Origin of the sequence: Streptomyces sp. NPDC058469 (assembly GCF_042721125.1) — a bacterium.
In the GTDB taxonomy this organism is placed as follows: domain Bacteria; phylum Actinomycetota; class Actinomycetes; order Streptomycetales; family Streptomycetaceae; genus Streptomyces.
The window spans coordinates 1-20,881 of record NZ_JBHXME010000135.1 but is presented as its reverse complement, the minus strand read 5'-3'; the positions used below and the strand labels follow the sequence as shown (position 1 = coordinate 20,881).

Below are 20,881 nucleotides of genomic sequence, written 5' to 3'. Positions count from 1 at the left end.
CGCGCTCCCGCGGGCAGCAAGAGGCGGGAGAGTGCGCGGGCATGGCGGTGCACGCGCCGGGCGGGGAGAGACCGACGCGTGGGGTTTCCGGGCGGGGCGGCGCTCTCGACGCCGCACCGGAAGTCAGTGGATGCCGGGCGGTGCTGAACTCGCGCGCGGTACGACTTCGGGCCGCAGGAGGGTCAGGGACGGGGCCGTCGGCCTGCTGTTGGCGATGCCTCGCCACAGCAACTCGGTGGCTTCCCTGGCCATTTGCCGCTTCGGTAGGGCCACCGTGGTCAGGGGCGGATGGGCGTGTGCCGCCTGGGGGATGTCGTCGATGCCGACGACCGAGATGTCCTCCGGCACCCGAAGTCCCTGGTGCCGGCAGACCTCCATCACCCCCAGGGCGATGGCGTCGGTGGAGGTGAACACGGCCGTCACGGGCTCCGTCGCACGGAGCTGCGACAGGGCTCGCAGTGCCGCCTCATAACCGGACTCGGGTGTCGCTCCCGGTGCCGTGAACACCAGGTCGTCGGGGACCGTGATCCCGTCCTCGGCGAAGGCCCGCCGGACGCCGGCCACCCGCACCCGGTGTGCCGGGAGGTCCGCGATCACCGCCAACTGCCGGTGGCCGAGCTCCCGGAGGTGCCGCCCGGCCAGATACCCGGCCTTCTCGTAGTCGATGGTGACCACGGGCAGCGTGTCCGGCGGATCGATCTCCCAGGCGCACAGCACGACCGGCAACTCCAACTCGCCCTGCGAGGACAGCTGTTCGCCGATCTCGAAGTCGCCGGCCACCAGAAGCGCGTCCACCGACCGGTTGGAGAGGGTGGCCAGTTGACGCCGGGCACGGTCCCCGTCGCCTCGTGTCGTGGCCAGCAACAGGTGGTAACCACGCTCCTCCAGCAGCATCTCCACCTCTTCCACCACCTCCGAGTAGAAGGGGTTGGCGATGGTGGGCACGATGAAGCCGATGGTCATGGTGGTGCCCGTGGACAGGCTCCGGGCCACCAGGTTGGGTGTGTACCCCAGTTCAGCGATCGCGGCCTCGACTCTCGCCCTGGTCTCGGGGCTGACGACCGTGCGCCCCCGGACCACGTTGGAGACGGTCTGCTTGGTGACGCCGGCGCGCTGCGCGACGTCGGCCATGGTGACCACGGGGCGGGTCCACCTCTCGTTTGACCGGTAAAATCATCTGTGTTCCGGATTCTTGCAGCGCCTTCCGAGGCGGGTCAAGGTGCCCAGAAGCCTCTTTGTGAGCCTCCTGATGGCGGAAGAAACCGGTTGTGCGTGACCTCTTGACGCTCCCGACACACATAGTTAACGTCACTCGGCAGCGGCATTTGACCGGTCAAAAACCGTGCTGTGACAGAGCTTTGTTGCTTCACCGAGTGAGGCGGAGCCGATTTCGACGGCCCGCGATTCCACTGTCCCCACCGCAGTCAGGCGGGAATTCCACGCGCCCTCCCCACGGCCGCGCCGTGCCCGCTCCCCGTCAACAGAAATCCTGCGAAGCAGCCGGAAAGGCAGGAAGCAGTCATGCGGTCCACAACTGGTGCTCCGATGTCACGGCGTCGGTTCCTCACGACCTCCACCGGTGTCGCCGTCGCGGCCACGGCGGGCGGTCTGCTCTCGGGCTGTGCCGGCTCGGTGTCCTCGGGCGACTCCGGGGGCAAGACCACCCTCACGATCATGTCGAGCGGTACCGAGCTGGGCACGGCCGCCGAGATCAAGCAGGCCGAGAAGACACTCGGCATGACCCTCAAGGTGGTCAAGTACGACCTCACCCGGCTGACCGCCATGCTCACCAGCGGCGGCGCACCCGACATCGTGCGCGCCGAGGGCTCGGACGTCCCGTATCTCGCCTCGCACAGCGTCGCGCAGGACCTGGACGACTACTTCGCCAAGAGCACGGTCCTCAAGGCCGCCGACCTGGACCCGGTCAACGACATCTGGCGCTGGGACGGAAAGAAGCAGGGCAGCGGGCCGCGCTACGGGATGGCGAAGGACTACTCCCAGAACTACACGCTCTGGTACAACACCGCGCTGTTCGACGCGGCCGACGAGCCCTACCTCAGCGAGACCGTGCCGCTGACCTACGACAAGCTGCTCGACGTGGGCAAGCGCCTCGGGGCGAGCGGAAAGAAGTCCAAGGCGTACGGGCTGAGCGTGGGCGGCACCTTCGAGACGTTCATGATCATGACCACTCAGGCCGGGGGAGAACTCTTCAACGACGACTACTCCGAAGTCGACTTCACGGGCGACGCGGCCAAGAGCGCGCTGGCCTGGTACATCGACCTGGCCAAGTCCCATATCACCCCCTCCCTCGCCTACCCGGACCCCAACGGCTGGGACTGGCCCACCTTCCAGGCCGGCCGGATGGCGATCACGGCCCAGGGCTACTGGTTCGGCGGACAGATCGTCACCGACGAGAAGATCGCCGCCACCGCGCGCTTCGCTCCCGCGCCCCAGCTCGGCAGCAAGCGGATGAGCACCTGCTACACGGGGACCGGCCTGTGGATGCCCAAGGCCGGCAAGAACAAGGACGCGGCCTGGCAGGCGATGGAGTACTTCCTGGGCGGCACGCCCGCCAAGAAGCGCGCCGAGACCGGCTCCGGCCTCCCCGCGCTCAAGTCCCTGCGCCCGCTCCTGCCGAAGACCAAGGGCTTCCAGAAGGAGGCGTACGCGGTGCAGAGCAAGGAGTTGGAGTACTTCTCCGTGCTGCCCTTCACCCCGTACATCCGGATGGACGCCATGAACGCCGTGATCTACCAGCTGACGCCCGGGGCGATCAAGGGCAGCACCTCCGTCACGAAGCTGGCGGACCAGCTGAACGAGGGGATCAACAAGCAGCTCGCCAACGGCAAGAAGCTGATCAAGTGAGTGCCGGTCACATGAGTACGGATCAAGCGCGGACGAGCCGGCTCGTCGAGGCGCCCGCGAAGCCGCCCCCGCCCTCGCGGGTGACGACCGGCCGGCCACGCGTCCGCCTCGGCGCCCGCGGTCGCCAGCAGGAGCGGGTCTTCTGGCTCAGTGTCGCCCCGTGGCTGCTCGGCTTCCTCGGCCTGACCCTGTATCCGCTGGGATACGCGCTGTGGTTGAGCCTGACGGACTCCGACGGCATCTCGCCGAACACCCACTTCATCGGCCTGGACAACTACAAGGAACTGCTCTCGGACCCGGTCACCCGCGACACACTGGTCCGCACGGGGATCTTCGTCGCGGCCGTCGTGCCGACCGGCATCATCGCCGGGCTCGCCCTCGCGGTGCTGATCAACCGTCCGATTCGGGGCCGGGGCATCTACCGCACCCTGCTCTACCTGCCCGCGGTGTTCCCTCCGGTCGGCGCGGCGATGGCCTTCAAGATGGTCTTCGACCGTGACACCGGCGCGGCCAACGGGATCCTCGGCTTCCTCGGCGGAGGCCCGGTCATCTGGCTCGCCGATCCCTACGCCCGGTACGTGCTGCTCATGCTCACGCTCTGGGGCTGCGGCAACGCCATGATCATCTCGCTGGCCGGTCTGCAGGACATGCCCAAGGAACTGATCGAGGCCGCCCGCATCGACGGCGCGAACTCCTGGCAGTCGTTCCGGCGGATCACCCTCCCGCTCCTTTCGCCAGTGATCTTCTTCCAGGTCATCACCGGCGTCATCGGCGCACTCCAGAGCATCATGCCGATGCTGCTCGCGGTGAACCCCAGCCCCGCCGGGGTCACCTCGGTGCCGCAGGGCAACTACCTGTACATGATCAACGTGTTCGCGCAGTACCTCGCCAACGGCCGCTTCGGCTACGCGTCCGCGCTGCTGTGGGTGCTGTTCGCCGTGATCCTCGTCGTCACCGCGCTTATCTTCAAACTGAGTTCCGGTGCGGTGTTCTACAACTTCGAGCCGGAGACCAAGAAATGATCCTCGCTCGTCGCACCGGCCTCTACCTCGTTCTCATCGCGCTGGTCGCGCTGTTCGCCAGCCCGTTCGGCTGGCTGGTCATCACCGCCTTCAAGGACAACTCGGAGATGGCCGCCTACCCGGTGCACTGGCTGCCCGAGAAATGGCAGTTCGGGAACTTCGCCAAGGCCCTGACCTTCTTCAACTACCTTGGCTACGCCAGGAATTCGCTGATCATCGCAGGCATCTACTCGGTGCTGATCACCCTCAGCTCGGCCTGGGCCGGCTTCGGCTTCGCCCGCATGGCGGCCCGGGGCAAGCGGCTGGTCTTCGGCGTCCTGCTGTCCACGATGATGATGCCGGCGATGATCACCCTCATCCCCACCTACATCATCTTCGCCAGGCTCGGGATGATCGACACCTACTGGCCCTGGGTCCTCTGGGGGCTGGCCGGAGCGCCCTACCTGATCTTCCTGTTCCGGCAGTTCTTCGCGAACATGCCCCGGGAGCTGGAGGAGGCCGCGATCGTCGACGGATGCGGCTACGGCCGTATCTTCTGGCGGATCTTCCTGCCGCAGTCCTGGCCGGTGCTCGCCACCAGCATGCTGCTGTCGTTCACCTGGGTCTGGGGTGACTACATCGCCCCGTCCCTGCTGCTGAGCACGGACCACACCACTCTCGCCGTCGCCGTGGCCACCCAGTACGTCAACGAGGGCAACCAGACGCCGATCAACAACCTGATGGCGGCGGGCTCGGTCCTCTACATCCTCCCCGTCCTCCTGCTCTTCTTCGTCCTCCAGCGCGGCTTCGTCACTGGTGTCTCCACCTCGGGACTGAAGTAACGGCGCCTGAAGCAAGGGCATGCGAACGATCGGCACGTGAAGCAACGGCACCTTCCTCGATCCACAAGGACGCAGCATGTCTTCGCCCACCGCTGCCCGTTTCACCCTCGACCCCGCCTTCGGCATCGGAACCGTCCATCCACGGCTGTACGGCTCCTTCGTCGAGCATCTCGGCCGCTGCGTGTACAGCGGCCTCCATGAGCCCGGACACCCCGACGCCGACGAGAGCGGCCTACGGGAGGACGTCCTCGCGCTCATCCGCGAACTCGGCGTCACCACGGTCCGCTACCCGGGCGGCAACTTCGTCTCGGGCTACCGCTGGGAGGACAGCGTCGGCCCGGTCGAGCACCGGCCCCGACGCCTGGAACCGGCCTGGCGCTCCACCGAGACCAACGAGTTCGGCCTGGCCGAGTTCATGGACTTCTGCGCCAAGGCGGACATCGAGCCGATGATGGCCGTCAACCTCGGTACCCGCGGTGTGGAGGACGCCGGCCGGCTCCTCGACTACGCGAACCACCCGGGCGGCACCGAACTCTCCGACCTCCGGGCCACGCACGGGAACAAGGAGCCGTTCGGCATCCGCATGTGGTGCCTGGGCAACGAGGTGGACGGCCCCTGGCAGATAGGGCACAAGAGCGCGGAGCAGTACGGCCAGGTCGCCCGCGAGACCGCCAACCTCATGAAGATGATCGACCCAGGCCTCGAACTGGTCGTCGCCGGTTCCTCCAGCTTCGCGATGCCGACCTTCGGCACCTGGGAGTCGACGGTCCTGACCGAGTGCTACGACAAGGTCGACCACGTCTCCCTGCACGCCTACTACGAGATGAAGGGCGAGAACCCCGACCGCGACTCGTTCCTCGCCTCGGCCGTCGAGATGGAGCGGTACATCGAAGCCGCGGTCGCCACCTGCGACCATGTGGGCGCCACACTCAAGTCCCAGAAGAAGATGATGATCTCCTTCGACGAGTGGAACGTCTGGCACAGCGAACCCGAGTCTCCGCCCGGGTCCCGTCCCGAGGACGACTGGCCGCAGGCTCCCCGGCTCCTGGAGAACAACTACACGCTCACAGACGCCGTACTCGTCGGCTCCCTGATGATCGCCCTGCTGCGCCACGCCGACCGGGTCACCTCCGCGTCCCTCGCCCAGCTGGTCAACGTCATCGCCCCGATCATGACCGAGCCGGGCGGTCCCTCCTGGCGGCAGACCACTTTCTTCCCCTTCGCCCAGGCGTCGAAGTACGGCCGGGGCCGGGTGCTGCGCGTCGAGGTGGACAGCCCGACCCACACCACCGGGCGCTTTGATGAGGTCGACCTGCTGCATGCCACGGCCGTCCACGACGAACAGGCCGGCACGCTCACCGTCTTCGCCGTCAACCGGAGCCTGACCCGGGAACTCCCGCTCGAAGTGGCCCTCCGTGGACTGGGCGCCGTCCGGGTCGTCGAGCATCTGATGTTCACCGGCGACGACCCCGACGCCCGCAACACCCTCACGGACCCCGAACGAGTCACTCCGCGCACGGCCGACGCCAGTGCTGTCACCGGTGACGTACTGACCTCCACGCTGCCGCCGTTGTCCTGGAACGTCATCCGCCTGGCCACCGAGAGCGCCAACGTGACCGCCACCGCCCAGAGTTGAGAAGGAGACCCCGCATCCATGACTGTCTTCACCGCCCAGGACGGCGCTCTGGAGCGGCGCGCCCCGCACGAGATCCTCGTCATCGAACCCTGGGGCCCGCACGCGGTACGGGTCCGTGCCCGAGCCCTCCGGAACCCGGACGACACGATCGCCGGCCGCAGCCTGGACGGCAGCAGCGTCACCCACACCGACGAGGTCGGCGCCGTAGAAGGAATCGACGAAACGCTGCCCGGGGCCCTCGACATCCCTCCACCCGACTCCACCGCCACGGCGACCGCGCACCCGGGCGGCACCGCCCGTCTGGTCAACGGCCGTATCACCGTCGAGGCCGACCAGGACGGCAAGCTGCGCTTCCTGCACACCGCGACCGGCCGCGAACTTCTCGCCGACAAGCGCCCGTACACCTGGTACCCGGAGCCGCGCACGTTCGCACCGCTCGGCGACGGCACCTACCGCATCGAGCAGAGCTTCGAGGCGTACGACGACGAGCGCATCCACGGTCTCGGCCAGCATCTGCACGGCCGCCTCGACCAGAAGGGGCTGGTGATCGACCTGGTCCAGGGCAACACCATCGTTTCCATCCCCTTCCTGCACTCCTCCCGCGGCTACGGTCTGCTGTGGAACAACCCGGCGACGGGCCGGGTGGAGTTGGGCGGCGACACGACCCGCTGGGTCGCGGACGAAGCGCGCGGGCTCGACTACTGGATCACTGCGGGCGACACCCCCGCCGAGATCATGCGGGCGTACGCGGACGTGACCGGTCATCCGCCCCTGGTGCCCGAGTGGACCACCGGCTTCTGGCAGTCGAAGCTGCGCTACCGCTCCCAGGACGAACTCCTCACCGTGGCACGGGAGTACAAGAGGCGAGGCTTGCCGCTGGCCACGATCATCTGCGACTTCTTCCACTGGACCCGCATGGGGGACTGGGACTTCGACCGGACCGACTGGCCCGATCCCGAGGGCATGGTCAAGGAGTTGGAGGCACTCGGCGTCAAGCTCGCCGTGTCCGTCTGGCCCACGGTGGAGCCCGGCAGCGACAACTACGCCGCTCTGCGCGACGCGGGACTTCTCGTCGGTGACCGCCACGGCGGCCCGCTGACCTTCCCCTGGCCGTCCCGCGGCCACGGCGGGGACCATCAGCCGATGGCGTACCTCGACTCCACCGAACCCGGCGCCCGCCGCTACCTCTGGGAGCAACTGCGCGAGCACTACCGGGAGTTGGGCGTCGCCGCGTTCTGGCTGGACGCCTGCGAACCCGACCTGACCCCGGAACTGGCCGCCCGTGCGGTCTACGCGGCGGGCCCCGGCGTCCAGGTCGGCAACCTGTACGGGCTGGCGCAGGCACGTGCCGTCGCCGAAGGGCTTCAACAGGACGGCGACGACCGCCCGTTCAGCCTGATCCGCTCCGCCTGGGCCGGAAGCCAGCGCTACGGCGCCGCCCTGTGGTCCGGCGACATCCGCCCCACCTTCGAGTCCCTCGCCCAGCAGGTGCGGGCCGGGCTGAACGTCGCGATGAGCGGCATCCCCTGGTGGAACACGGACATCGGCGGCTTCGGCGGCGGCGACCCCACTGACCCGGCGTACCAGGAGGTGATGGTCCGCTGGTTCCAGTACGGCACCTTCAGTCCGGTCATGCGGCTGCACGGCGACCGACAGCCCAACTGGCCCACCTTCTCCGCAGACATGACCGGCGGGCCGAACGAGGTCTGGTCGTACGGACAGGAGGCGTATCCGATCCTGAGCGCGCACCTGCACCTCCGCGAGCGCCTCCGCCCGTACCTGCTGGAACTCGCCGAGGCCACGCACCGCACCGGCGCCCCCGTCATGCGCCCGCTGTTCTTCGACTTCCCGGACGACGCACACGCCTGGAGCGTCGGCGACCAGTTCCTGCTCGGCCCCGACGTCCTCGTCGCCCCGGTCACCGAGGCGGGCGCCCGGGACCGCACGGTCTACCTTCCGGCCGGTGCCCGCTGGACCGACACCGTCACCGGCGAACTCCACGAGGGCGGTAGGACGTTGGAGGCGTCCGCGCCGCTGGAGCGCATCCCGGTCTTCGTCCGCGAAGGCGCCGCCGTGGCGGCCGTATTCACGGGGAGCGCTGGATGACGACGCGTGCGACGGCTCGTACGCCTGCCCGTACCACGATCCGTGTCGACGCGCGCCCCGGCGCCGGACGGCCCATCAGCCCTGACCTGTTCGGCGCCTTCTTCGAGGACATCAACTACGCGGCGGACGGCGGGCTGTACGCCGAGCTCGTCCAGAACCGATCCTTCGAGTACACCTCCGAGGACGCGCCCGGGTGGCACTCCCTGACGGCCTGGGACGCGGTGGAACTCGGCGGCGGACGCGGCGAGTTGCGCACGGAGACGGCCGATCCGCTCCATCCGGCCAACCCCCACTACGCGGTGGTGGAGGTGACGAACCCGGGCGAGGGCGTGGGCCTGCTCAACCACGGCTTCGACGGCATCCCGGTCGAGGCGGGCGCTTCGTACATCCTGAGCCTCTTCGCCCGTCGGGCGGAGGGTGAACTGACCCCGCTGGTCGTCCGGTTGACCGGTTCCGGCGGCACGTACGCCGAAGTCCGGCTCGACGGACTGGCGGATACCTGGGCACGCCACGAGGCGGTGCTCATCGCCACCGCGACCGACCCCGAGGCCCGGCTGCTCGTGCTCGCCACCGCCCCCGGCACCGTCCATCTGGACCTGATCTCCCTCTTCCCGGAGCACACCTTCAGGGGCAGACGGAACGGTCTGCGAGCCGACCTGGCACAGACGATCGCGGACCTGGAGCCCAAGTTCCTCCGCTTTCCCGGTGGTTGTGTCGCCCACGGCCTCGGGCTCGGAAACGTGTACCGATGGAAGGACACCATCGGCCCGCTCGAAACGAGACGTCAGCAGTCCAACCTGTGGGGTTATCACCAGTCCGCCGGGCTCGGCTACTTCGAGTACTTCCAGTTCTGCGAGGACATCGGCGCGAAGCCGCTGCCGGTGGTGGCCGCCGGGGTCTGCTGCCAGAACACCCCGGGCGGCCAACAGAGCATCCCGATGGGCGAGATGCCCGCGTACGTCCAGGACGTCCTCGACCTCGTCGAATACGCCAACGGGCCCGCCAACTCCCCGTGGGGCGCCCCGCGATCCGCCGCCGGCCACCCCGAGCCGTTCGGCCTGGAGTACCTCGGCATAGGCAACGAGGACGAGATCACCCCGGCCTTCCGGGAACGGTTCGAGATGATCCGCACGGCGCTCGCGGACCGGCATCCGCACATCAAGGTCATCGGCACGGCAGGACCGAACCCGGCCGGTGCCGACTTCCGGGCGGGCTGGGAGTTCGCGCGCAAGCTCGATCTCGCGGTGGTCGACGAACACGCCTACCTCAGCCCGCGCTGGTTCCTCCAGAACACCGGCCGGTACGACGCCTACGACCGGGGCGCCCCGAGGGTGTACCTCGGAGAGTGGGCGTCCAAGGGGGACACTCTGCTCAACGCGCTCGCCGAGGCGACGTACATGAACGCCCTGGAGCGCAACGGCGACATCGTGGCCCTGGCCTCGTACGCCCCGCTGCTCGCCAGGTCCGGCCACACGCAGTGGACCGTGAACCTCGTCCACTTCGACAACACCGAGGTGCGGCTGACACCGAGTTACCACGTGCAGCGCATGCACTCCACCCACCACGGGGACGAGTACCTGCCGCACACCGTGACCGGTGCTCCGGCTGCCACGCCTCCGCCGGACCCGCTGCGCGGCGGTGGAGTGCGCCTCAGCACCGTCGACACCCGGGCCGAGTACCGGGGGCTGCGGGTGACCAGCGGTGGATCGGACTACGTCCTTGAGGTTCAAGCGCGCAAGACCGAGGGGGAGGAGGGCTTCGTCGTCGGCTTCGGCGCGGTGGACACGCCCGACCACTACGTCTGGAGTCTGGGCGGCTGGCACAACCAGAGCCTCACCCTCCAGCGCGTGTGCGACGGCTTCGTCGACGACCTCGACCGGGTGCCGGGGCCGATCGAGACGGGCCGCTGGTACGACATCCGGGTCGAGGTCGCCGGGCCGGTCATCCGCTGCCTCCTCGACGGCGTCCTGATCCACGAGACCGAGGACGACAGGACCGCGCCCGAGACCTTCTCCGTCTCCACCGGGCGGGACACGACCTCCGGCGATCTCCTGGTGAAGATCACCAACCTCACCCCGGACGAGGTCATGACGGAGATCCATCTCGACGGGACGGACCGCGCCCCCTCCCGCGCCACGGAGACCGTTCTGACCGGCGAGTTCACGGATCGCGACACCATCCCTCACGCGTCGGACATCGCGTCCGGGATCGCCTTCGAATGCGCCGTGCCACCCCGCTCCTTCACCGTCCTCCGCCTGGAGGGCTCCACCCAAGTGACGGAAGCCTGAGATGCGCCGCCGAGAGCCGGGTCGCCTACGTGACGACAGGGCCACCCAGGTCGGCCGGCGTGTCACCGCGATCGTCGACGCGGTCGGAGCCGAACCGCCGCTGACCGCCGAGCAGTTCGCCGTCCTGGCCGAGCAGTGTCGGCAGCGCGACGTGTCTGTCTGACCTCCGCCACCCCCGGTCCGCCCGCCCAGCACCGACAAGGAGCCCCAGCAGTGACCTCGCCCCTCGCCCCCGCCGCCCCGCTCTTCCGGGATCCGGTCCACGACGGAGCCGCCGACCCGACGCTGATCCGCGACCGGGAGTCCGGCGACTGGTGGATGTTCTACACCGCCCGCCGGGCGAGCCTCGCCACCGAAGGCGTCGGCTGGGTACACGGCACCGACATCGGCATCGCCACCAGCACGGACGGCGGCCGTACGTGGACCTTCCGCGGCATCGCGCAGGGCCTGGCCCACGAGCCCGGCCGCAACACCTACTGGGCGCCGGAGATCCTCTGGCACGACGGCAGTTACCACATGTACGTCTCCTACGTCCCCGGAGTGCCCACCGACTGGGACGCCGACCGGCACATCCTGCACCACACCTCCCGGGACCTCGTGAACTGGCGGTTCGAGTCGTTGCTGAACCTGTCCAGCGACCGGGTCATCGACGCCTGCGTATGGCCGCTGCCCGACGGGGGCTGGCGCATGTGGCACAAGGACGAGGCCGACGGCAACCGCATCCATGCGGCGGACTCGCCCGACCTGTTCCACTGGCGGCCGATCGGCCGCGCACTGGACGACCAGGCGCAGGAAGGCCCCAATGTCTTTCACCACCAGGGCAGTTACTGGATGGTCACCGACTTCTGGTCCGGGCTGCTGGTCTACCGGTCCGACGACCTGACCCACTGGACGCGGCAGGACGAGCCGCTCCTCGCGGGCAAGGGCCTGCGCCCCGGTGACGACGGAGACGGCCATCACGCCTTCGCGCTCTCCCAGGGCGAGGACGACGCGTACCTCTTCTACTTCACACACTCCGCCGACGGACAGCGCTCCTGCATGCAGGTCGCCCCGCTGGCGGTGCACGAAGGCCGACTGCGCTGCGATCGCGACGCCGCGTTCGGCCTGCGTCTGCGAGCGGACCGGACGCCCGCTCTCCGGGGCGGCCACCAGCCGTCCTGACGGACCCCCCCCACAGCACCAACCACAGGGCAAAGGAGCCCGACGTGACAGAAAGAGCCGCACCACCACCGAAAGGCACCACTCGCCGCAACGTACTCAAAGCCGCCGCAGGTGTCGGCGCCGCCGCCGTGGCGGGACCGCTCCTCACCGCGAGCCCGGCCTCGGCCGCGAGCCTGATCCACCCCGGAATGCTGCACACCCAGGCCGACTTCGACCGCATGGCCGCCAAGGTCAGCGCCGCCGCCCAGCCCTGGCAGGACGACTGGGCCGTACTGATCGCCAACTCCCACTCGTGGCCGACGTACACGGCCAACCCGCAGTCGGTCGTCTACCGGGGCGACGGCAGCGTCGAGAACTACCCCATCCTCTACAACGACGTCGCCGCCGCCTATCAGAACGCCTTACGCTGGAAGATCCAGGGCTCCGGCGCACAGGGCAACGCCGCTCGGGACATCCTCAATGCCTGGTCGGGCACCCTGACCCAGATCTCCGGAAGCGCCGACCGCTTCCTGGCCGCCGGGATCTACGGCTACGAGTTCGCCAACGCCGCCGAGATCATGCGCGGTTACAGCGGCTTCGACCTCACCGCGGCCCAGAACCTGATGCGGAACGCGTTCTACCCGCTCAGCAGCGACTTCCTGGTCAACCACAACGGCGCCTACGACACCAACTACTGGGCGAACTGGGACCTGTGCAACATCGCCTGCGTCCTGGCCACCGGCATCCTCTGCGACGACCAGACCAAGGTCGACCAGGCCATCACGTACTTCAAGTCCGGCGTGGGGATGGGCTCCATCGAGAACGCCATCCCCTACCTGTACGACGACCAGGGCCTGGCGCAGTGGGTGGAGACCGCCCGCGACCAGGGCCACACCATGCTCGGCATCGGCCTGATGGCCACCATCTGCGAGATGGCCTGGCACCAGGGCTACGACCTGTACGGCTACGACAGCAACCGGTTCATGAAGGCGTGCGAGTACGTAGCCCGCTACAACCTGGGCGAGGACGTGCCGTTCACCTCCTGGACCTGGCACTACGGTGCGCCCGGCGTATGGGAGGGCTGGCAGACGTTCACCGAGCCGTCCACCTCCAGCCGGGGCCAGATCCGTCCCATCTGGGCGCAGATCTACAACCACTACGCGGTGCGCAAGGGCCTGTTCGTACCCAACACGGCCGCATTCGCCAAGATCGTCGAACCCGAGGGCGGGGGAGGGGACTACGGCTCGACGAGCGGCGGCTACGACCACCTGGGCCTGACCCAGCTCACCTCCACCGAGCAGACCCGCACCACGCTGCCGACCGGGGTGGCCCGCTCGCTCCAGTCGGTCAACTACCCGACGTACTACGCCTCGTACGGCACCGACAGCCTCGGTGTGCTGACCCAGGTCACCTCGTCCAGCTCCGCCACGCTCAAGACGGAGGCCAGCTTCACGATCGTGGCGGGCCTCGCCGACTCGAAGGGCTACTCCTTCAAGTCCTCCGACGGCCGCTATCTGCGGCACTACGCGTTCCGGATCGAACTGGCCACCAGCGACGGTACGGACGCCTTCAACGCGGACGCCACCTTCTACGCCCTGCCCGGCTCGACGAGCGGGTCGGTGCGGCTGGTGTCCCACAACTACCCGGGCCGCTGCCTCCGGCACCGGAACTACCAGCTGTGGGTGGACACGTACGACCTCGTCGCCGGCACTTTCCCGGCCGACAGCTCCTTCGTCCCCGTCACCGCCTGGGCCTGACCGACACACAACCACCCCCGTAAAACGGCCGCCGCCCGCGCTCCTCCGCGGGCGGCGGCCCCCTCAGAAGGGACCCCCGATGGACCGCCCCGAATCGCGCTTCTCCCGCCGAACCCTGCTGCACGCCGCGGGCGCCACCGCCCTCGCCGGTTACGTGTCCAGTCTGGCGACCCCGGCACGAGCGGCCACGGAGTCGCAGGCCTCCGACAACCAGCTTGCGACCTACCCGATCCCCGACGGGATAGCGACGAACGACAGCTTCGCCGTGAAGGTACGCGTGCCAGGAGGCTCGTGGCAGAAGGTCGCCATCTACCAGGCGAAGTCCATGCTCATCGATCCGAGAACGGGCAGCGGCACCACCCAGAACTCCTCCATGGCGTACTTCGACTTCACAGGGGAGGTCCAGGTCTCCGTCACCTACACCGCGGACACGGTCAAGAAGGCCCGGATCCGCCCCACTTCGTACGACATCGCGCACAAGCTGGACAAGAGCAGCGGCACCCTGACCTTCACTCTCACCGAACCGCGCAACCTGTCCGTCGAGTTCAACGAGGACATCTTCGACAACCTCCAGCTGTTCGCGGGAGCGATCGATGCCAACCCGCCCAGCCAGGACGACCCGGACGTCATCTACTTCGGTCCCGGCGTGCACTCCACGTCCGACGGTCTGCTCACCGTGCCCAGCGGCAAGACGGTCTACCTGGCCGGCGGCGCCGTGCTCACGTCCCGAGTGGTCTTCGACCACGTCGAGAACGCCAAGCTGCTCGGCCGGGGCCTCGTCTATCAGGCGCCCAACGGCGGTGGCTGCGGCGTCAATTACTGCAAGAACATCGAGATCGACGGCGTCACGATGCTGCTCCCCCGGGGGCACTCCATCAGCGCCGGACAGACGCAGAACCTCACCATTCGCAACCTCCGCTCGATCTCCGCGACGACCTGGGGCGACGGGATCGACCTGTTCTGCTGCAAGGACGTCGTGATCGACGGCGTGTTCATGCGCAACTCCGACGACTGCATCGCCGTGTACAACCACCGCTGGGACTTCGTCGGGGACTCCACCAACATCGTCCTAAAGAACTCCACCCTGTGGGCGGACGTGGCCCACCCCATCAACGTCGGCACCCACGGCAACACGGACAACCCCGAGACCATCGAGAACCTCACCATCTCCAACATCGACATCCTCGACCACCGAGAACCACAACTCGACTACCAGGGCTGCATCGCCCTGAACCCGGGGGACAGCAACCTGGTCCGCAACGTCCGCATCGAGGACGTCCGGGTGGAGGACTTCCGCTGGGGTCAACTCATCAACATGCGGGTCATGTTCAACAGGTCGTACAACACCTCGGCCGGCCGTGGCATCGAGATGGTCTACGTCAAGAACCTCAGCTACACCGGCACCCACGCCTCCACCTCGCACATGGTGGGCTACGACGCGGACCACGCCATCAAGGACGTCACCTTCGAGAACCTCGTCATCAACGGGACGCTCGTCTCCGACACCGACGGCCACGCGTCCTGGTACAAGACCTCGGACTTCGTCCCGATGTACACCAACGAGCATGTCTCCAACCTGAAGTTCGTCGACTCCGGGGCCTCGCTCACCGCCGTACTGCCCGCGATCAGCAGCGCGGACTCCGAGACAGCGAGCGCCGGTTCCGACTTCGCCTACACCATCGAGGCGTCCAACTACCCCTACGCCTTCGCCGCCACAGGCCTGCCGGACGGCCTGACCGTGAACAAGTCCACCGGGGTCATCTCGGGGGCGCCGACGGACACCGGCACCTCGTCCGTCGAACTCAGTGCCACCAACGCCGTCGGCACCGGCACCCGGACCCTCACCCTGGTGGTGGGCTGACGTGCCGAGACGCTTCAGCCGCCGGTCGTTCCTGGGCGGCACCGGAACCATGACCGCAGCCGCGGTCGCTCCCACCACACTCCTCGCGGCGGGCACTGCGCACGCCGAGACACCCGTGGAGGACGGGGCCGCCGGCTTCACCTTCGCCCACCCGGGGATCCTGCACACCCAGGAGGATCTCGACCGTATGAGAACCGCGGTCGCCGCCAAGGAGGACCCGGTCTACTCGGGATACCGGGCCATGGCCGCGGACGGCCGGTCCTCCTACGACTACACGGCGGCGAACACCGGCCAGATCACCACCTGGGGACGCGGGCCGTACAACTACCAGGACCAGGCACCGAACGACGCCGCCGCGGCCTACCAGAACGCCCTGATGTGGTACATCACGCAGGACGTCCGCTATGCCGACAAGGCACGGGACATCATCGATGTCTGGTCGCGGTTCCTGGAGGGAATCACCGGCGCGGACGGCGAACTCGGCGCGTCTCTCCAGGGGTTCAAGTTCGTCAACGCGGCGGAGATCCTGCGCCACACCGGCTACGACGGCTGGGCGGCCGAGGACATCGCGCGGTGCGAGAGGTCCCTCAAGGACGTCTGGTACAAGGCCCAGTCCGGCTACGCCCTGTTCGCCAACGGCGGCTGGGACGCCGGGATCATCCAGACCGTGCTGGGCATCGCCGTGTTCTGTGACGACCGCGTGATGTTCGAGGACGCGGTGCGCTACGCCGCCGCCGGGGCCGGGAACGGCAGCATCAAGCACCGGATCGTCAACGCCACCGGACAGGGCCAGGAGAGCGGCCGGGACCAGACCCACGAACAACTGGCCCTCGGCCTGCTGGCCAGTGCGGCCCAAGTGGCATGGAACCAGGGCGTCGACCTGTTCGCGTTCGCCGACAACCGCATCCTCGCCGGCTACGAGTACGACGCGAAGTACAACCTCGGCAACGACGACGTGCCCTTCGTCGCGGACCTCGACCGGACCGGCAAGTACATCAAGACGGCGGTCACGACGCTCGTCCGCGGGCTGTCCCGCCCCATCTTCGAACTGGCCTACGCGCACTACGTGAGCGTGCTGGGCCTGTCGGCGCCGTACACGAAGCAGGCGGTCTTCCGGGGCGCCGACGGGGCCCGGTTCGTTGAGGGCTACGACCAGGACCACCCGTCCTGGGGCACCCTGACCTGCGCGCGTGAGGCGCCGGCCTCGTCGACTCCAGCCGCTCCGCCCGGCGCTCCGGCCGGGCTGACCGCGAGCAATGGATCGGACTCCGTCGACCTCGCCTGGGTGGGGTCGGTGGACCCGGCCAGCTCCACCTCGGCGGCGACATACTCGGTCGCGCGGGCCAAGACCAGCGGCGGGACGTTCAAGACGGTCGCCACCGGGCTGACGTCCACGACGTACTCCGATCTCGAAGTCACCGTCGGCACGACGTACTACTACACGGTCACCGCCACCAACGCGGTGGGCACGAGCGTCGCCTCCTTGGAGGCCTGCGCGACGGCCGGTCTGCCGAGCAACTGGTCGTCGCGGAACGTGGGGAGCGTCCAGGCGTCCGGGCTGACGACCTTCGACGGCGAACGGTTCACGCTGGAGGCCGGCGGCGCCGACATCGCGGGCACCGCCGACAGTTTCCGGATCGCGCAGATGTCGTTGAGCGGGAACGTCACCACCAGCGCCCGGGTTGTGTTCCCGCTCAGCTCGCAGTACGCCAAGGTCGGCGTGATGATGCGCAGTTCGTCGGCGGCGGGTTCGGCGCACGCGTCGATGCTGCTCCAGGGCCTCACCCTCACCGCCTGGAGCGGGGTGTGGACCACCCGTGCCACCACCGGGGCGACGACCACGGCGACCGGCAGCACCCCGGTCCCGCCCGCACAGCAGACCGCGATCTCGACAGCCGCCTCGTACCCGATCTCCAACCTGGGATCCCTGCCCGATTCGGCGACTCCCCTGCAAGCCCCCTACGTCGAGGCGGCGGGCGACGGATACCGGATGCGGATGCCGTACTGGGTGCGCCTTGAGCGCGTGAAGGACAAGTTCACCGGCTCGATCTCCCCGGACGGCGTGCACTGGACCGAAGTCGGCTCCACCGAACTGGACCTCGGCACCACCGTCTACGTCGGCCTGGTGAACTGCTCGTGCCTGGGCGTCTCGCAGTCGTACGCGGAGACCGGAACGGCGGCCTTCGACAACGTCACCGTGGTCCGCAAGTCCTCCACGCACTGGCAGGTGGCCGCACCCAAGGGGACCGTCACCGCACTCGCGGCTACCACCGGGACCAGCGCGATCGAGCTGACCTGGAGCGACACGGACCTGTCCGGCCGCTGCACCGTCCTGCGCGGCACCTCACCGGGCGGCCCCTACGAGGAGATCGCCACCGGCGTGGGACCGGTCGGCTTCGGCGTCCACACCGGCTACCGCGACCCCACCGGGACGCCCGGCACGACCTACTACTACGTGATCGCCAAGACCAACGTGGGCGGTACAGGGGCCGTCTCGGCTGAGGTCAGTGCGACGATGCCGACACCACCCGCGCCAAAACTGAACAGCGCGACAACCGTGTACGCCAACACGGGTGTCCCGTTCGCGTATCTGATCGGCGCCTCGAACGATCCCGCGTCCTTCAACGCCACCGGACTGCCCGCCGGGCTGAGCGTCGACACCGCGACCGGTCTGATCTCCGGCACCTCCACGGGCACGGGGGACTTCACCGTCCGGATCTCGGCCACCAACGCCGCCGGCACCGACACTGCGACGCTCGAACTCGGAGTCGGGACCCCGCCGCCCGCGCCCTGGTCCTACCAGGACATCGGCGACTACGTGCTGGACGAACGGCAGTTGGGGATCTACGGAGTGGTGTCCGTCCGCACGCCCGGCATCACCAGCTACGACGCCACGGACAAGAGCTTCACGGTTCGCGGCGCCGGGACGGACCTGAACGTCAACGGCCAGGGCATGACCGCCCAGTACGCCTACCTCCCGGTCACCGGTGACATCACCTTCACGGCCCGGATCGCGAGCCGGGCCAACGCGGGCGAGCACGACCAGGTGGGCCTGCTCATGACCCAGTCGCTGTCACCGTTCGGGCAGTTGGCCGGGGCGATCCTCACCAGCAACGGCAGCGGCGACGCCGGCGTCCGGCAGTTCGTGCGGCGCCAGGTGGTGGCCGGGGGCACCTCGACCACCAACGGCAGCGGCAGCAGCGTGGCGACCCCCACCTGGCTGCGGCTGGAGCGCGCCGGCAACAAGTTCACCGCCTCGGCTTCCGCGGACGGCACCACCTGGTCGGTCATCGGACGGGACACGATCGCCTCCTTCGGCAAGGCCGCGTACTACGTCGGGCTCGCCGTCACCTCACGCAGTCCGTTCGCCCTCGACACCACCGTCTTCGACAACATCACCGTCACCCAGGGCGCGACCACCGTCCTCGGCCAGCCGGTCAAGGACCCGTACCGGACCTTCAGCTCCGCCACCGCCACCACAGCGCTCTACGGCCAGTCGGCCACCGACCTCGCCATCCTGGGCGACGGCGCGGACGTCTGGGGCGGCACCGACCAGTACAGCGCCATCTACCAGCCCGGCGCGGTCACGGACGGCTCGACCGTCACCGTCGCGGTGACCTCGCAGGACGCCATCAACGGCTGGACGAAGTCCGGGATCATGGTGCGCAACGATATTGCCGGCACCGGTACGTCGGCCGGGTACCTCATCCTCGCGGTCACTCCCGGCCACGGTGTCGCCCTCCAGTGGGACAGCAACGGCGACGGTGGAGTGGACAGCAACATCGAGACGGACGGCACCACGGCCTACCCGACCTGGCTCAGGCTCGTCCGCACCGGCACCTCGTACACCGGCTCCTACTCCACCGACGGCAGCAGCACCTGGACGAAGGTGGGCAGCGCCGTCGTGAACTCCGCCGCCGCGACCCAGGACGCGGGCGTCTTCACCGCCACCCATTCCTCCGGCAGCGCGGGGGAGGCCGACTTCAGCGAGTTCACCGTCAACTGACCGCCGTACCTGTCCTCAACAGGCCGTCGCCGGGTACCGCGGTCCCGGCGGCGGTCAGTATCGGCGCGAGTGCGCCGGCTTCGTCACCTCGGCCAGGTCACCGCCGACGGCAGCGACACCGTCAAGAAGCAGGCGGGGTTGACGGCGGTGGTCGGCTGGCGGACGCGGACGGCTTCTCATTCCACAGCGCCGACGGCCGTTACCTACGTCAATACGCTTTCCGGCGACGCCGACGGTGCTCGGAGAAGCGCCGTGCCGCCGCCTACGGTCGCCCGAGCACACGTGGTTCGCGGAGGGGAGGACCAAGATGCAGGTGCCGTGGGCCGGACGTCCTCCTATCAGGCGGTTTTCGATCCGGCGGCGAACGGTATCGGGCCGCCGTCGGTGGATTCGCTGCTGGACGCGCCGCGCTGCCCCCTGATGCCGGCCCGCGGATATCGGTGGTCATGTTCTTCTGCCTGTCGACCGTTCGACGGCGGCCGACCTTTACCAGGACCGCGCGTGTCCATGCTTTGGCGTTCGGCCGCCGTCTCGGCATGGTGCAGGAAGCGGGAGTACCCGCCCGGGAGCCGGTCCCGTCCGTGCCCGCGCGGCGCACACCTGCCAAGTCACGCGTCCAGCGACGTCATGACGTGCTTGATGCGGGTGTAGTCCTCGAAGCCGTAGCCCGAGAGGTCCTTGCCGTAGCCCGACTTCTTGAAGCCGCCGTGCGGCATCTCCGCGACCAGCGGGATGTGGGTGTTGATCCACACGCAGCCGAAGTCCAGCGACTTCGACAGCCGCATCGCCCGCCCGTGGTCCTTCGTCCACACCGAGGAGGCCAGCGCGTAGTCGACGCCGTTGGCCCACTCGATGGCCTGCGCCTCGTCCGTGAAGGACTGCACGGTGATGACCGGACCGAAGACCTCGTTCTGGATGATCTCGTCGTCCTGCTTCAGCCCCGAGACGACGGTCGGCGCGTAGAAGTAGCCGACCTCACCCACCCGTTGGCCGCCCGACTCCACCTTCGCGTGCGCCGGCAGCCGCTCGATGAAGCCGGTCACCTGCTTGAGCTGGTTGGCGTTGTTGAGCGGGCCGTAGAGCACGTCCTCGTCGTCCGGCTGTCCGGTCTTCGTCTCGGCCGCCGCCTTGGCGAGCGCCGCCACGAACTCGTCGTGGATGCCCTCCTGGACGAGCACCCGCGTGGCCGCCGTACAGTCCTGGCCGGCGTTGAAGAAGCCCGCGACCGAGATGTCCTCGACGGCCTTGGCGATGGCCGCACTGTCGAGGTCCTCGAAGACCACGACGGGGGCCTTGCCGCCCAGTTCCAGGTGGACCCGCTTGAGGTCCTTGGACGCGGACTCGGCGACCGACATGCCCGCGCGCACCGAACCGGTGAT

At 68.6% G+C, this 20,881-nt stretch carries 13 protein-coding genes; 11 read left to right on the top strand and 2 right to left on the bottom strand.

All coding sequences use genetic code 11. From position 1 onward, the window contains the following. Positions 1–123: 123 nt before the first annotated feature. The gene (locus tag ACFWP5_RS39295; protein ID WP_384168207.1) at positions 124–1,131 is read right to left on the bottom strand and encodes a LacI family DNA-binding transcriptional regulator; all 1,008 of its coding nucleotides are present in this window, start codon (positions 1,129–1,131) and stop codon (positions 124–126) included. A 414-nt stretch (positions 1,132–1,545) separates the two neighbouring features. Here ACFWP5_RS39295 and ACFWP5_RS39290 point away from each other — a divergent pair, with 414 nt between their 5' ends. From ACFWP5_RS39290 to ACFWP5_RS39240, 11 genes are all read left to right on the top strand, one after another. Beyond that, positions 1,546–2,865: an extracellular solute-binding protein gene (locus tag ACFWP5_RS39290; protein ID WP_384168204.1), complete on the top strand. Its 1,320-nt coding sequence runs from the start codon at positions 1,546–1,548 to the stop codon at positions 2,863–2,865. 11 nt (positions 2,866–2,876) lie between these two features. Continuing rightward, positions 2,877–3,887 (top strand): carbohydrate ABC transporter permease, encoded by a 1,011-nt coding sequence (locus tag ACFWP5_RS39285; protein ID WP_384168201.1) that lies wholly within the window; start codon positions 2,877–2,879, stop codon positions 3,885–3,887. Beyond that, positions 3,884–4,708: a carbohydrate ABC transporter permease gene (locus tag ACFWP5_RS39280; RefSeq protein ID WP_384168199.1), complete on the top strand. Its 825-nt coding sequence runs from the start codon at positions 3,884–3,886 to the stop codon at positions 4,706–4,708. Before ACFWP5_RS39285 ends, ACFWP5_RS39280 begins: the two co-directional genes overlap by 4 nt. Positions 4,709–4,784: 76 nt before the next feature. Next, entirely contained in the window at positions 4,785–6,344 is a 1,560-nt protein-coding gene (locus tag ACFWP5_RS39275) for an alpha-N-arabinofuranosidase (RefSeq protein WP_384168196.1), read from the top strand. An 18-nt stretch (positions 6,345–6,362) separates the two neighbouring features. Continuing rightward, entirely contained in the window at positions 6,363–8,450 is a 2,088-nt protein-coding gene (locus tag ACFWP5_RS39270) for a TIM-barrel domain-containing protein (protein WP_384168193.1), read from the top strand. Continuing rightward, positions 8,447–10,738, top strand: coding sequence for an alpha-L-arabinofuranosidase C-terminal domain-containing protein (locus tag ACFWP5_RS39265; RefSeq protein WP_384168190.1), 2,292 nt, complete (start codon positions 8,447–8,449; stop codon positions 10,736–10,738). Before ACFWP5_RS39270 ends, ACFWP5_RS39265 begins: the two co-directional genes overlap by 4 nt. A 1-nt stretch (position 10,739) precedes the next feature. Further along, positions 10,740–10,901, top strand: a complete 162-nt coding sequence (locus ACFWP5_RS39260; RefSeq protein WP_384168187.1) for a hypothetical protein — start codon at positions 10,740–10,742, stop codon at positions 10,899–10,901. Between the two features lie 50 nt (positions 10,902–10,951). Next, positions 10,952–11,899 carry a glycosyl hydrolase gene (locus ACFWP5_RS39255; protein ID WP_384168184.1) on the top strand — a complete coding sequence of 316 codons (948 nt, stop codon included), beginning with the start codon at positions 10,952–10,954 and terminating at the stop codon, positions 11,897–11,899. Between the two features lie 44 nt (positions 11,900–11,943). After that, positions 11,944–13,635 carry an AbfB domain-containing protein gene (locus tag ACFWP5_RS39250; protein WP_384168181.1) on the top strand — a complete coding sequence of 564 codons (1,692 nt, stop codon included), beginning with the start codon at positions 11,944–11,946 and terminating at the stop codon, positions 13,633–13,635. A 79-nt stretch (positions 13,636–13,714) separates the two neighbouring features. Continuing rightward, positions 13,715–15,496 carry a putative Ig domain-containing protein gene (locus tag ACFWP5_RS39245; RefSeq protein WP_384168178.1) on the top strand — a complete coding sequence of 594 codons (1,782 nt, stop codon included), beginning with the start codon at positions 13,715–13,717 and terminating at the stop codon, positions 15,494–15,496. Between the two features lie 49 nt (positions 15,497–15,545). Further along, the gene (locus tag ACFWP5_RS39240) at positions 15,546–19,502 is read left to right on the top strand and encodes a putative Ig domain-containing protein (protein WP_384168222.1); all 3,957 of its coding nucleotides are present in this window, start codon (positions 15,546–15,548) and stop codon (positions 19,500–19,502) included. Positions 19,503–20,110: 608 nt separating this feature from the next. Here the strand turns inward: ACFWP5_RS39240 and ACFWP5_RS39235 are convergent. Then, positions 20,111–20,881: aldehyde dehydrogenase family protein (locus ACFWP5_RS39235; protein WP_384168176.1), on the bottom strand; the 771-nt coding region annotated here is incomplete at its 5' end.

Excerpts from the sequence above, each read along its gene's own strand:
- ACFWP5_RS39295 (WP_384168207.1), bottom strand. The coding sequence starts at position 1,131 with ATGGCCGACGTCGCGCAGCGCGCCGGCGTCACCAAGCAGACCGTCTCC.
- ACFWP5_RS39290 (WP_384168204.1), top strand. The coding sequence starts at position 1,546 with ATGTCACGGCGTCGGTTCCTCACGACCTCCACCGGTGTCGCCGTCGCG.
- ACFWP5_RS39285 (WP_384168201.1), top strand. The coding sequence starts at position 2,877 with ATGAGTACGGATCAAGCGCGGACGAGCCGGCTCGTCGAGGCGCCCGCG.
- ACFWP5_RS39280 (WP_384168199.1), top strand. The coding sequence starts at position 3,884 with ATGATCCTCGCTCGTCGCACCGGCCTCTACCTCGTTCTCATCGCGCTG.
- ACFWP5_RS39275 (WP_384168196.1), top strand. The coding sequence starts at position 4,785 with ATGTCTTCGCCCACCGCTGCCCGTTTCACCCTCGACCCCGCCTTCGGC.
- ACFWP5_RS39270 (WP_384168193.1), top strand. The coding sequence starts at position 6,363 with ATGACTGTCTTCACCGCCCAGGACGGCGCTCTGGAGCGGCGCGCCCCG.
- ACFWP5_RS39265 (WP_384168190.1), top strand. The coding sequence starts at position 8,447 with ATGACGACGCGTGCGACGGCTCGTACGCCTGCCCGTACCACGATCCGT.
- ACFWP5_RS39260 (WP_384168187.1), top strand. The coding sequence starts at position 10,740 with ATGCGCCGCCGAGAGCCGGGTCGCCTACGTGACGACAGGGCCACCCAG.
- ACFWP5_RS39245 (WP_384168178.1), top strand. The coding sequence starts at position 13,715 with ATGGACCGCCCCGAATCGCGCTTCTCCCGCCGAACCCTGCTGCACGCC.
- ACFWP5_RS39240 (WP_384168222.1), top strand. The coding sequence starts at position 15,546 with ATGACCGCAGCCGCGGTCGCTCCCACCACACTCCTCGCGGCGGGCACT.